The organism is Sulfitobacter sp. SH22 (assembly GCF_965641905.1).
GTDB lineage: Bacteria > Pseudomonadota > Alphaproteobacteria > Rhodobacterales > Rhodobacteraceae > Sulfitobacter.
The window spans coordinates 140,057-153,177 of sequence record NZ_CBFFKI010000002.1; the positions used below are offsets into that span (position 1 = coordinate 140,057).

Here is a 13,121-nt window from a genome sequence, read left to right on the forward strand (position 1 = left end):
AATGACCCGTTTCTGGCGTGATCAATCCGGCGTTGTCGCGGTTGAATTTGTACTGATTGCCCCGCTGTTGTTCGCCCTGCTTTTGGGCGTCATTTCGATTGGCTATTTCATGGGGATCACCCATTCGGTGCACCAGCTTGCGGCAAGTGCGGCGCGCGCATCCGTGACCGGGCTGGATCAGGAAGAACGTGCAAGCCTTGCAAACACCTATCTGTCGCAAGCGGGCAGCCATTATCCCTTGCTGCAACAAACAGCGATGACGCCCAAGCTCACTTTTGACGGTACCAGCCCCGAAGGGATCACAGTCGAGGTGACCTATTCCGTCGAAGGTACCCTGCTGGATTTGGCCAACGGGTTTCTGCATCTGGGGATCAGCGACATCAAGGGGAGCGCGTATCTTGCCTATTGATCCGCTGACAGATTTTGCCAAGGCCCAAGACGGTGCCGTTGCGATCATCGTGTCGCTGATGTTGACGGTGTTGATCGGTTTTGTCGCTTTGGGCGTCGATGTGGCATCGCTGTATCGGGATCGCGCCCATTTGCAGGCGGTCGTTGATCTGACAGCCGTAAGCGCGATGGGCAACCGCGATGACGCCCATATGCGGGCGCAACACACCGTGGCCCGCAACGCAGGTGCTGCTGACGCGATCAAGACCTTCGAGACCGGGCGGTATTTGCGAAATCCGGCGATTGCGCCGCAAGACCGCTTTGCCCCGCTGCCCGAAGGGGACGCGGCGGTGAACGCCGTGCGTGTTGTGTTGAAAGATGCCGGTGCCCTGCATTTCGCGCGTATTTTCAGCAAGGTAGACCACGTCATGCTGAACCGCACGGCGCTCGCCACACGCACTGCCGCGGCCAGCTTTGCCTTGGACAGCCATGTTTTGCGCCTGAATGTTGCTGCCCTGAACGATACCTTGAAAAATGAATATGGCGTATCGGCCGAGATCAATGCCGGTGACATCGCGGTGCTGGCCGTTACATCCATCAACCTTGGATCGCTGCTGGAAACCTTGGGCAAGCTGGCCGGTGTTGATACGCGCAATCCGGCAGACATCCTGAATGCCACCACCTCGACCGCTGATCTGATTGCCGCGCTTCAGACAGTGTTGCCCGCAGGTCTGGCCAGCGGGTTGAACGGTTTGGCGGGGTCCGTTGACGGCGCGCGTTTCTCTGTGGCGTCTCTGATCGGTGGCATTGATACGGAACTGGGTCTGACCGTCACCGATTTTCTATCCGGCACCGATATTGCAGCGATTGATGTGATCTATTCCCTTGCGGATGGTGCGCCTGCGCGTCTGGACGCCGATATAAATGTTCCGGGGGTTTTGGCGGTCGATTCCAGCATGATCGGCAAGGAACCCGCTGCGCAATCCGAGTGGTACGGGTTTGGTGAAGAGGGCGCGCAATTGCGACGCACGGCCATGCGTCTGAAAACCGTCGTTGTCGCAGAACCTGATCTGCTGCCGAACCTTGGCGCTGGCGTGCAGGTGACCAAAATCAGGTTGCCGCTCTATACCGAATTGGCAGGGGCGGTGGCGTCACTGGAAAAGATCGGCTGCGGTGGTGGCGCGTCGGATGTCGCTGCGCGGTTTTCTACCGATGCGACCCCGCTACACGCTGACAACGGCACATCCATCGCAGCACTTTACCTAGGGGAGTTGTCCGGTGCCGCGGGGCTGGTGAACCCAGCTGATCTGGCCTTTGCGGATTTGTTGGAGGTGACGATTGTGGTTGATCTGCCAATCCTGCCCGACATCGTGATCCCCGGCGTGATCATTCAGGCGCGGTCGCATGTTGGACTTGGGTCATCAAATAGCGATCAGGTTACGTTCACCCGTGGCGATATTCGCGAGGGCGTCACGCGCAAAAGCTTTGGGTCGGCAAACCTGCTGTCTGCGGGGGTGACCAGCCTGCTGTCGACCGACACAACCGAATTCCGGCTGAAACCGGGCCAGGAAGGGCTGATAACAGGTCTGGCCGAACCCATTCTATCGGGTTTGCTGAACGCGTTGCCCGGGGCGTTATTGGCGGAAATGGTCGGCCCGCTGGATGCGATACTGGACGCAACGCTTGCGGCGGCCGGGCTGGAACTGGGGGCTGGTGAACTCACCCTTATCGGGCATTATTGCGAACCCATCCGCCTTGCGCGGTAATCTGGCCGGTCGAAGGATGTGTCGGCATAGGGCTGAAAAGAACCGGTTACGAAGCGGCGGTTTCAGCAGCAGAAGTTTTGTTTCGACCGGCAAGGGGCAGCCTGTCTTTGGTCTTGATCCGCTTCTTAAAATGCTCCGGCTCATTGGCAACCGCGACGACTTCGTCCGTGACAAAGGCGATCAGCTGGTATCGGGAATCCAGCCCTGACTTGTTGTAGATCCGGCTAAGTTGCGATTTTACAGTCGCAATTGCACAGCCGCGCATTTCGGCGATTTCGCTGTTGGAAAAGCCTTTGGCGACGAAAATGGCGACATCCGCTTCGGACTGCGACAGGCCCCATTCCGGGGCATAACTTAGAATGACGGTTTCTTTGGCGGCGGTTTTTCCTGCGCCGGGCGTCAGTTTGCCCTTGCGCTGACGTTCCAGATAGGCCCGCAATTGCGTAAAACTGACATAGGCCACAGCCGCCGTAAGCGCGAAGAAAACAGCGAATAATGCGGCCACTGTCGCAAAGTCGAAGGTTGTCCCGGAAAGAGCAAATTTATACACCACAAAGGTCTTTAGCGCTGCAACCGCAGTCACCAAGAGCACCGCCATCATCCAAATCTTCGTCATCCACCTGCTCCTAACGACGTTTATCCTTCGCTAAATTCATGAAAATGAGGCAATTTTCAGGCCTTATGAATTTATATGCATTTTCATAAATATGCGTGGTCAGTTGGTACCGCGCATCACCAGCGTTTATCAACGCTATATGCACTAAATGTCACAACGTAAACTTGAGTGGTGCCAATTTTTCCTGTTCGGGCAAGCAATTGCGCGTTTTTCGGGCATCATGGTTTGAACGCGCTGGACGGCCCCAATGATTTCAGGAACATTGCCAAAAGCACCGCGTGACAGAGCGCAACAATTTGGGGGAACGATATGAAATTGGTAAGATATGGCGAAACAGGCGCGGAGAAACCGGGCCTGATGGATGGCGATACCCTGCGGGATTTGTCGGGCGTCATACCGGATATCACAGGCGCTGTTCTTGATGATGCGACCCTTGATAAGCTGCGCGCCATTGATCCGGCATCGCTTCCAAAGGTGGAGGGTGCGCCACGGTTGGGGCCCTGCGTCGGCAACATCGGCAAGTTTTTGTGCATTGGCCTGAATTATTCGGATCACGCCGCCGAAACCGGTGCCGATATCCCTAAACATCCGATTTTGTTTTTCAAAGCCAACTCTGCCATCGTTGGGCCAAATGATGATGTGATCATGCCTCGCGGTTCGACCCACACAGATTGGGAAGTCGAACTGGGTGTCGTGATTGGCAAGAAGGCGAAATACGCCTCGAAAGAGGACGCGCTGGAGTATGTCGCCGGCTATTGCGTGATCAATGACGTCAGCGAGCGGTTTTTCCAGACCCAGCTGACCGGGCAATGGACCAAGGGCAAAAGCTGCGACACCTTTGGCCCGACCGGCCCGTGGCTGGTAACCCGAGACGAGGTGCCAGACCCCCAAGCGCTTGATATGTCATTGGATGTAAACGGAAAACGTATGCAGACGGGCAACACCAGCACGATGATTTTCTCGGTGGCCGAGATTATCGAACACCTTAGCGGATTGATGACCCTGCACCCTGGCGATGTTATCACCACCGGCACCCCGCCCGGCGTTGGCATGGGCATGAAGCCGGAACCGGTTTACCTGAAAAAAGGTGACGTGATGGAACTGTCGATCCAGGGTCTGGGCAAACAGCGCCAGAATGTGGGCGAAGACGCCTGAACACCTGACAGTCTAACCCTGTCGACCAAACCGCTGGGGGGCAAAGTTGCTGATGTCGCATTGGGGCACCTGCCCCCTTGCCAGTTCGGTGACAATCTTGCCGGTCACACCCCCCAGCGTCAGGCCGATATGTTGGTGCCCAAAGGCAAGGATGACACGGCTTGAGGCGCTAGATGGCCCGATCACCGGAAGCGCATCCGGCATGGTCGGGCGATGGCCCAGCCATGTGTCGTCGGGGTTGCCAAGCTGGCCGAACATTTCGTGCGATTTGCGTTGCAGATAGGCGATGCTTTTCGCGTTGGGTGCCGCGTCGATGTTGTTGATCTCAACTGTTCCTGCAATGCGCAGCCCATGCGCCATTGGCGTCGCATAAAACCCCGCCTCGGCCCATCCAACAGGGCGCGAAACCTGGCCACCGTGATTACGGTAAAGGATATGATAGCCGCGCTCCGTACCCAAGGGCAGGTTTTCAGCGCCGGTGCCCTTGATCTGGCCCGATCGCGCACCGGCTGTCAACGCCAGATGGCCCGCGCGGATTTCCGTGCCATCCCCCGTGTAGGCCGTGACGCCTGTGTCATCCGGTTGGCACCGGACAACACCCTGCGGCAGGTATTTCCCGCCAAGCGCCTCAAAGCGCCTTTGCATCCGGGCAACCAATTCTTGGGGGTCGGTTATGTGCCGCGCGCCTTTGAATTGCAGGCCGCGGTGAATTGGAATCTGCAAATTCGGCTCCAGCTGGCGTACTTCATCTGGCGACAGCTCATCAAATTCAACGCCTTGCGCGCGCCGCATTGCGTTACTGTCCTCCGCGCTTTCATAGCCGGAACGGCTCGACCACACATAAAGGCAATCATTGCTGACGATCAGATCTTCGGCCTTTGCTTCGGCAATCAGGGGGTCAAGCCCGCCATCCGCGCAAGCAAGGATTTGTCCAAGCGCCTGAGTGATGTGGCGCACATTGGCCGCGCGGCAATTGTTCAGGAATGACAGCATCCAGCGCGGGTTTTTCAGCCCGTGCCAAAGGTTGAAGCTAAGCGGGCTTTCGCGGCTCGTCAGCAGATGCGGCAGCGAGGTAAAGATCGACGGGTTGTTGACCGGGATGCAGGCATAGGTCGCGATGGTACAGGCAGAGCCATAGGTCGTGCCTGACCCCGGTGGGTTGGGGTCGCAGATCAGGACGTTCAGCCCCTCCTTTTGCGCCCAAAGTGCCGTGGACATGCCAACGATACCAGCGCCGACGACAATCAGATCATAGTCATTCTGTGGCACGGGCATATTGGTCGCCTCATTCATGTATGCGGACGCTAGTTTTGCGGAGCATGCGGGATTTCGGCACCATGAGCAATCGGCACAACAGCCATCGCCAGATGCTGCCCGACGCAAGGCGCATAAACCCGCAGGTGGTCAGTGCAATGACGCATGGGACGCCCGCACCGCTCGGGTTTATCGCCCACTCTAAGGCCCCCCATAACGGGGTTCTATGACGAATCTACTGAAAGTCGGGACCACACATAGATCATCATGGCAAGGTGGGTGATCTCAGGGGGCGTTATTGAAGTGTTGAAGGGGGCTGCGTTTTTTCATTCCGCGGCGCTATTTTTTCGCGCTGCCCACCTCAAAGGTTTTCTTTTGACTGTGCCAAAAACTCAGCCTGCCAACTCATCGTAGCATTCAAGCGCTTTTGCTGCATACATCATGGCCGGACCGCCACCCATCTGGATCGACATTGCCAGCACGTCACCAAGTTCCTCGCGTGTGGCACCCGCCTTGACCAATGCTTCGACATGCAACGAGATACATGGCTCGCATCGGATGCCAATGGAAATACCCAGTGCGACAAATTCCTTGGTCTTGAAATCCAGCGCACCGCTTTTCTTCACGGTTTTGCCCATTGCGTTGAATGCAAGGGTTGTATCTGGGATCGCGCCATTTAAATTGCGCAGCCCGTTGCGGGTTTCGCTGAGTTTGTCTTTCCAAGTCATTGATTATTCTCACTAAGGTAAAATCTGTGGCCTTGCTATCTGGTATTTTCAAAGTGCTCTTTGATCCAAGTCAAAAAAAGGACTTAGCTTGAAACAGCCACGCGTGCCTTTGCGGCCCTATGTCTGAACTTTATACTCCTGAATGGTGTTTCCAGCATCAACCACAATCAGTTGTCCGGTGACATAGCTGGCCTCTTCACTTGCCAGAAAGACAGCAACATGACCAACTTCGTCAGGCTTTCCCGAGCGTCCAACAGGTGTGTATTTTCCGGCAACTAATTCAAGCGGGCTGCTGGAATCCGTTTCGATCCAACCAGGTCCGATACAGTTTACAGTTACGTTATGCGGGCCAGCCTCAATCGCAAGTACACGCGTTAATCCCAGCAACCCAGCCTTGGCTGCTGCGTAGACCCCGCTTCCTGCAATGCCAGCCACCGGTCCCGTTACCGAAGACATCTGCACGATCCGCCCATAGTTTCGCGCCACCATGCCGGGCAGAACGGCGCGGGTCACTAAAAAGGCACTGCTGAGATTGATATCAAGGCCGTAATATCAATCGGCATCACTGGTGTCCTTCAACGGGGCCGATGGTTCATCACGACCCACTTGTACCATACCTGCATTGTTCACCACGATATCGATTGGGCCTAGATTTTTACGGCGCTCCGCTTGTGGCAACTGCATCGGGGCACAATATTTCCTGCTGCGGCGCGTTTGACTGAGGCCGGATTACGGCCGTTCGCTGCGGCTGCCCAAACGGCCCCTTTCGACAGCCTTCCAAAAACGGTGGTTATTGCTAGGCGCTCAGGAACTGTGAGCTCTAAGGGCTTCCGGCACTGCTATGATCAGCAAAAGAATTGCGGCGATTATAAAAAGCCAGCTCCCGACAATCTGAAACAATAGCGCACCGCTGAAACCACCCATGGCAAAACAGGCGAGGGTCAAACTGTGTAGCCGGAGCTTTGGCGCGGCCTCTTGCCGCGATTTTTCACCCCCGACCAACGCTGCCAGCTCTATTCCAATGTCAGTGGCCATTCCCGACACATGGGTAGTGCGGACCCGCGCCCGCGAAATCATCGTGGTCACAGCGTTTTGAAGACCCATGACAAAGCTGAGGACAATGACCAGAAATGTCTCGTGTTCTGTGGTCGATGACATTGTAAGGGCGGCACCAACCAGCAGAAGAAGGGTGGCCTCGGCGGCGATTGCCAAAGCGTAGACCGAGCGGAGCTGTCGACGTTCGCCGGCTTGAATAGCAAGGGCCCCCATGCCTGCCCCCCAGATAAAGGCAACGACCAGCCCCAAGAAGGAAAACGCAACCGGGATCGCGCCATTAGCGATGTGGTCAGCAAATGCCGAGATATTCCCTGTCATGTTTGCCGTGAACGATCCGGCGATAAGGAAACCGACGGCGTTCAGCGCACCGGCAACCGAAGAAAGTAAGCCCGCCAGAACCAAATCAATATTTGAGGTGCGGGCATCGCCTACTTTGATGAGCATTATACTTCCCAATAATTAGGTCTTGAGGGATGGCCCAGACCCAGTTTCCTTAGTCAGGCAGTTCCACGGGGCCAAACTCTGCATAGCGTTCGCCCGGGCCGGGATTGGTTTTTGGGCTTTGACCACCAAAGTGGTTCATAACGCCCCAAACCGCGTTCAAACCGGTCTGCACGGCCCCTTCGACCCACGCCGGCGTCCAGCTGATGCCATCGCCAGCCAGGAAAATCCCGCGTTGTTCTGGGGGCATCTCGGCTTGCATGAAGTGCGAATACATGCGGTGATTATAGCGGTAGTGCCCTGGCAGTGCGCCTTTGAAGGCCCCTAGGAAATTCGGGTCATCTTCCCAGCTCACGGTGATGGGTTCACCCAGGATGTGGCTGGCGATATCGACGTCCGGATAAATTTTGGCCAAGGTAGACAGTGCGAGCGAGACCCGCTTTTCGATTGGCAGAGGCAGCATTTTCAATGCGTCTGTCATCCAAGAATAGGATAGGCAAATCACCGACGGTTTGTCAGGACCATTGTCAAAGAAATATGTGCCGCGCGTCATCCTGTCGGTGAGCGTCATGGACATGACATCGCGTCCGGTATGGGGGTGTTTGTCTTTCCAGAAGGGGCGGTCGACCATCACGAATGTTTTGGAGGATTGCATGTAGCGGGTCCGATCCAACGCCATCCAAAGCGATTGGTCAAATATTTGTTCATCCGTGTCGATCGCAGTGGTCAAAAGATGGGTCTGGCATGTGACAATAACTGAACCAAATGTGTCTTCGCGCCCCCATTGATCAACCAGATTGAACGCCCCATCCGCCTGTCGCGAAATCCGCACGACACCGGATCGCGGTGCTCCGCTATTGAGCTGCGAAAGGGTTGTCCCCTCTGGCCAGTGTTGCAGTTTCTCCGGAGCATGGGTCCAGAGCTTGCGCGGCATTTGCTGCACGCCGCCAACCATAAAGCGCTGATCATCGTCCAGTTCGCAAACATTGACCCGCAAAATTTCAAGCATGGTGTTGGAAAAATCAGAATCCCAACCGCCGGTCCCAAAACCAACCTGCCCGAAAATTTCACGATGCCGGAATTCCAGTTTTTGAAAGGAGCTGGAGGAGGCGATGAAATCATAGAATGATTTTTCGTCCCAGGCACGGACGATTGGATTCCATATCTCTTTAATGCGTTTTGCGTCTCTTGCCCGGATGGCCGCCTTGAGATCACTAAACTGCGCACCTTCCTCCAGTGCCTGATCATAGGCCTGTGCAACATCGCGGAAAACACTCGGAAGGTCGCTCGCCGTTTCGGCGTAATACGTCTCGCCTAGCAGGTCGATCACCGTCGAGCCTGCTGCCTTTGTCAGTGGATTGGGGAACGGCTGGCTCTCGATGCCGAGCTTTTCGATATAATGATAGAACCCTGCAGAGGAGACAGGAAAGCGCATGCCTCCCAGTTCCGCGATAACCCCTTCGGCACCTGCAAATTCCCGCGAGCGTAATCGCCCTCCAAATTCACCAATCTCATAGAAAACCGGCTTGAGCCCCATCTTCATTAACTCATATCCGGCAATAAGCCCAGCAGCACCCGCACCGATAATGGCGACGGTCGTGCCATGTCGGCCCTGCGGAACCGTGCCCAGCCCATCTGGATGGGTGATCCAGTCGTCGTAGGCAAAGGTGAAGTCGGGGCCAAAGTTGGTATGGGGGGCCATCGGTTTACTGCTCATTTTCTGACGTTTCTTTCCCGCGGAGTTGGTAGAGGTTCGCTTGGATATCGGCCAGATGGGTCGCCGTTTGGCGAAGGCTGGCCAACTCCTGCTTTGAGACATCCCCATAGAGGATTGCCGCCTCGGTCCCTGCACGCGCAATATCCTCGCCATCCGGGCCACACAGGCAGGATTGACCACAATAGTCAAAGGGCGGTTCGCTGCCGATATAATTGGCGTATGCGACGTATACGGTGTTTTCCTGTGCTCTGGCCGGGACGAGCCGCGTTGCTACGCTGTCATAGGGTTTCATATTTGCTGTCGGGACAAGGATCAGATCCGCCCCGCCTATCGCCAGATGACGCGCCACTTCGGGAAATTCGATATCATAGCAAATCGTCAGGGCGATGGTCCAACCTTTGTAGGGAAACGGGCGGCAAAGCTGATCTCCGGGTGCAAATTGGGTTTTATCAACGTCACCATATAGGTGCGTCTTGCGGTAATGTGCGCTTGGCTTGCCAGACGGTTCTATAAATACCGCCGTGTTAAATATCGCGTCGCCGCTGCGTTCGGCAAAGCCGGTCACCAGCGCGATGCCGTGCTGTCGCGCGATTTCCCCTGCATCCTGCATCATGCCCCCGGTGAGGGGTTCCGCGCAGAGCCTAATTTTGTCGATCCCTATGTTATAGCCAGTCAGGAACATCTCTGGTGTAATCAAGATGTCGGCACCCTGCCCGGCCGCTGCCTTGGCGGCAGATTCCAACTCGATCAAGGCTTCGCGGCTGCCATTGGCAACCGGTGGGATTTGCAAAAGGGCGATACGCATTGTGGTTTCCGTGTTTGGAGGTCGAGCCCGACAAGGCTGAGTTTACAATGAGACCTAACCGGGACTTATAAGCCCCGGTCCCGGATAGGAAAAGCGTCAATCCTGGCGCAAGTTGTGTTTGTATGCGTCGGGATTGGCAGCCTTTTGAAAGCCGGGTTTGCTACAAGAAACACGAACGACCGCTTTCTTGTAGCGGCAACCACAGTGCTCCGAGCGTCGGGCGACGTCCGCTCTGGGCCGCTAGCGCTTTGGATTTGGAGTATCAAGGGATATGGCAAAGTTTGATCAAAGCGTCGTTCTCGACATCGGATAAATTCATGACGAACACCACTACATCAAGCCAGACAACGCGTAGCACCGCGGCGGCGAGAACGATTGCAGCGCTACACTCCGAGGAATGCTTTGAGGAGATCGCGCGCGCCCTCGAATTCGCGCTTTTTCGCACCTATGCAGCCCCATCAATTTCGGGACTATTGGCAAAGACGGGTGAGTTCGAATTTCGACCGCGTAAACGCTATGACGACACCGAGCTCATTCTTGCGGAAACAATTGAGCATGGGTTGGTCAGGTCCGAAGGGCAAAGATCAATTGCGCGTATGAATGCGATGCACGGCCGGTTCCGGATCAATAATTCCGACATGCTTTATATGCTTTCCACCTTTGTTTGCGAACCGATCCGCTGGTTCGAACGCTTCGGGCGCAGACCGATGACCGACACCGAACAACGCGCGTGGTTCTTGTACTATTGCGGGCTTGGGGAGCGGATGGGCATCCAGAATATCCACTCACAGCTTGATGATATGATGACTTGGAACGAGGAATGGTGCAGGTCCGATGGGATCATTATACTTTCCCATGGGCTGTGGCTTCCATTCGGTCAAGTAGTCTGGGACAGTGAGCTTCGCCTTCTGAGATCGGTTTCCATCGACACAACAACTGCGGGTACTTTACGTGGCATTTACTATACGACAGTTGAACTATTTTGTTGCTGTTGCAGAGCATGGGTCGGTCAGCGCTGCGGCGCAATCGCTTTCAATTTCACAAAGTGCCGTGACAGAAGCGGTGAAGGATCTTGAAGCGGATTTGGGCGTGCAGTTGTTCGTCCGGCATTCGCGTGGTTTGCGGATCACCCATCGGGGCCACCAATTTTTGCGCCATGCGTCAACTATTTTGTCGGATGTTGCCAGCGCACGTCAGGCTTTCGCAGGAGAGGCGCAAGAGACGCAAGGCAAGCTGCATCTGGGTATGACGTCGCTGGTCGCGGGCTATGTCATTTCAGATTTTCTTGCTCAATACCGCCGCGCCAATCCCGAAGTCGAAATCAACGCAATAGAAGAGTCGAGTGAGTATCTTGAGCATTTGCTAATCGGTGGCGAGCTTGATGTTGCGGTGATGATGACGTCGCGGGTAACAGAGCGACATGCCCTTCATACCGAAGCACTGGATGTATCGCCTTACCGGTTGTGGATGCCGATGGGCCATCGGTTGGCAGCGCAAAACAGTATCAGCCTGTCGGACCTAAAAGACGAGCCGCTGATTATGCTGAACATCGATGAGATGGAGCAAGAAACTGTAAAGCTACTGTCGGTTTTTGGTACCCGTCCAAGGGTTGCGTTTCGCACCCGATCGGTCGAGGCAGTAAGATCGCTTGTTGCGACGGGGGCAGGCGTCGCGCTGCTTCCCGACCTAGTGTACCGACCATGGTCCTTGGAAGGCGACCGCATCGAAGCGCGTGATGTTTCAGGCGCTTTGCCTGTCGTCCAAGTGGGGCTGGCTTGGCGCAGAGGGTCCACTCTTTCCAAGGCTGCGCGGGAATTTATTGACGTTGCACAGTCGCATAATAGGATAAGTGGTAGTTAACGCTGGGCCTCCCTCGTGATATCGGAAAAACCGATAGTGTGTTTCTGATAATTGAATTTGTGACCGGTGAACCCATGCGCCATCCTGCGCGGAATAAGGTCCAAAATGGACAGCACACCAACATTGGGAATCACTTATGAAGAACGCTTTGAAATCCAGCGTCGCCATCCTGCTGGGACTTACTTTTGCCAGCCAGACGCTTGCACAAACAATGGTTACAGAGCTTGGCCAAGGCGAAGGCCAAGTCAACATCGTCGCATGGCCAGGCTACCTTGAGCGTGGTGAAACATCGCCAGATTTTGACTGGATCACCAGTTTCGAAGAAGCAACCAGCTGCAAGGTGAACGTTAAGACCGCCAATACCAGCGACGAAATGGTTGCGCTGATGAATGAGGGCGGTTTTGACCTTGTTACGGCCTCTGGGGATGCGTCATTGCGGATGGTCGCGGGTAAACGCGTTCAGCCGATCAACATCGATTTGATCCCAAGCTGGTCTACTGTCGATGATCGTCTGAAAGAAGCGCCCTGGCATTTTGTTGACGGCACCCACTTTGGCGTACCCTATATGTGGGGCCCAAACGTTTTGATGTATTCGACCGAGGTTTTCCCAGAGGCACCCACAAGCTGGAATATTGTATTCGAGCCAATGAACTTGCCTGACGGCGCGCCAAACGAGGGCCGCGTACAGGCCTATGACGGGCCGATCCATATCGCGGATGCTGCAAACTATCTGATGTTCCACAAGCCCGAGCTTGGCATCATTTCGCCCTATGAGCTGAATGAAGAGCAATACACGGCGGCACTTGAGCTGTTGCGCGGTCAGCGCAAATTGGTTGGCCGCTACTGGCACGATGCATTTATCCAGATTGATGACTTCAAGAACGAAGGTATGGCTGCGTCGGGCACATGGCCGTTTCAGGTTGGCTTGCTGCAAGGCGATGGCGCACCGGTTGCCTCGACAATTCCGCAAGAGGGCGCAACAGGCTGGGCCGATAGCACTATGATGCACGTCGATGCCGAGAACCCGAACTGCAGCTACATGTGGATGGAACACACGCTGGCCTCAAACTTGCAGTCTGATCTTTCTGTATGGTTCGGTGCCAACCCTGCTGTACCCGCCGCCTGTACAGATGGCCGCGGCATGCAAACGGCTGAAGGCTGTACCAAAAACGGTCTTGATGACTTTGAACGGATCAAGTTCTGGACGACGCCAGTATCGTCCTGCGAGAGCCAAGAAAGCTGCGTGCCCTACTATCGTTGGGTGTCCGACTACATCGGCGTAATCGGCGGCCGCTAAATCTAAAGTCTTTCCGCCCGCTACTGGCAACGGTGGCGG

13 protein-coding genes are annotated in these 13,121 nt (G+C 55.5%); 6 read left to right on the forward strand and 7 right to left on the reverse strand.

Annotation, left to right across the window (positions count from 1 at the left end):
- Position 1 precedes the first annotated feature (1 nt).
- Positions 2-409, forward strand: coding sequence for a TadE/TadG family type IV pilus assembly protein (locus ACSQ13_RS01020; protein ID WP_295513063.1), 408 nt, complete (start codon positions 2-4; stop codon positions 407-409).
- A complete protein-coding gene (locus tag ACSQ13_RS01025; RefSeq protein WP_295513062.1) occupies positions 399-2,153 on the forward strand; it encodes a pilus assembly protein TadG-related protein in 1,755 nt (584 codons plus the stop codon). The genes ACSQ13_RS01020 and ACSQ13_RS01025 overlap by 11 nt, the downstream gene beginning before the upstream one ends.
- Positions 2,154-2,199: 46 nt before the next feature.
- Here ACSQ13_RS01025 and ACSQ13_RS01030 read toward each other — a convergent pair whose 3' ends face one another.
- A complete protein-coding gene (locus tag ACSQ13_RS01030) occupies positions 2,200-2,769 on the reverse strand; it encodes a helix-turn-helix transcriptional regulator (protein WP_295513061.1) in 570 nt (189 codons plus the stop codon).
- A 309-nt stretch (positions 2,770-3,078) separates the two neighbouring features.
- Here ACSQ13_RS01030 and ACSQ13_RS01035 point away from each other — a divergent pair, with 309 nt between their 5' ends.
- Positions 3,079-3,924, forward strand: coding sequence for a fumarylacetoacetate hydrolase family protein (locus ACSQ13_RS01035; protein WP_295513060.1), 846 nt, complete (start codon positions 3,079-3,081; stop codon positions 3,922-3,924).
- Positions 3,925-3,936: 12 nt separating this feature from the next.
- Here the strand turns inward: ACSQ13_RS01035 and ACSQ13_RS01040 are convergent, their stop codons facing one another.
- The 6 genes from ACSQ13_RS01040 to ACSQ13_RS01065 all read right to left on the reverse strand — a co-directional run bounded on the left by ACSQ13_RS01040 (position 3,937) and on the right by ACSQ13_RS01065 (position 9,925).
- Positions 3,937-5,199, reverse strand: coding sequence for an NAD(P)/FAD-dependent oxidoreductase (locus tag ACSQ13_RS01040; RefSeq protein ID WP_295513058.1), 1,263 nt, complete (start codon positions 5,197-5,199; stop codon positions 3,937-3,939).
- A 371-nt stretch (positions 5,200-5,570) separates the two neighbouring features.
- Positions 5,571-5,906: a carboxymuconolactone decarboxylase family protein gene (locus tag ACSQ13_RS01045; protein WP_295513057.1), complete on the reverse strand. Its 336-nt coding sequence runs from the start codon at positions 5,904-5,906 to the stop codon at positions 5,571-5,573.
- Positions 5,907-6,023: 117 nt separating this feature from the next.
- Positions 6,024-6,443 (reverse strand): SDR family NAD(P)-dependent oxidoreductase, encoded by a 420-nt coding sequence (locus ACSQ13_RS01050; RefSeq protein WP_295513103.1) that lies wholly within the window; start codon positions 6,441-6,443, stop codon positions 6,024-6,026.
- 267 nt (positions 6,444-6,710) lie between these two features.
- A complete protein-coding gene (locus ACSQ13_RS01055) occupies positions 6,711-7,406 on the reverse strand; it encodes a YoaK family protein (RefSeq protein WP_295513056.1) in 696 nt (231 codons plus the stop codon).
- Positions 7,407-7,455: 49 nt separating this feature from the next.
- Entirely contained in the window at positions 7,456-9,120 is a 1,665-nt protein-coding gene (locus ACSQ13_RS01060) for a flavin monoamine oxidase family protein (protein WP_255200229.1), read from the reverse strand.
- A complete protein-coding gene (locus tag ACSQ13_RS01065; protein WP_295513055.1) occupies positions 9,110-9,925 on the reverse strand; it encodes a carbon-nitrogen hydrolase family protein in 816 nt (271 codons plus the stop codon). Before ACSQ13_RS01065 ends, ACSQ13_RS01060 begins: the two co-directional genes overlap by 11 nt.
- 317 nt (positions 9,926-10,242) lie before the next feature.
- Between ACSQ13_RS01065 and ACSQ13_RS01070 the strand changes: the two genes are divergently transcribed.
- From ACSQ13_RS01070 to ACSQ13_RS01080, 3 genes are all read left to right on the forward strand, one after another.
- Positions 10,243-11,001, forward strand: coding sequence for an oxygenase MpaB family protein (locus ACSQ13_RS01070; RefSeq protein ID WP_295513054.1), 759 nt, complete (start codon positions 10,243-10,245; stop codon positions 10,999-11,001).
- Positions 10,898-11,785, forward strand: a complete 888-nt coding sequence (locus tag ACSQ13_RS01075; protein ID WP_255200227.1) for a LysR family transcriptional regulator — start codon at positions 10,898-10,900, stop codon at positions 11,783-11,785. The genes ACSQ13_RS01070 and ACSQ13_RS01075 overlap by 104 nt, the downstream gene beginning before the upstream one ends.
- Positions 11,786-11,921: 136 nt before the next feature.
- The gene (locus tag ACSQ13_RS01080; RefSeq protein WP_295513053.1) at positions 11,922-13,082 is read left to right on the forward strand and encodes an ABC transporter substrate-binding protein; all 1,161 of its coding nucleotides are present in this window, start codon (positions 11,922-11,924) and stop codon (positions 13,080-13,082) included.
- Positions 13,083-13,121: the final 39 nt, after the last annotated feature.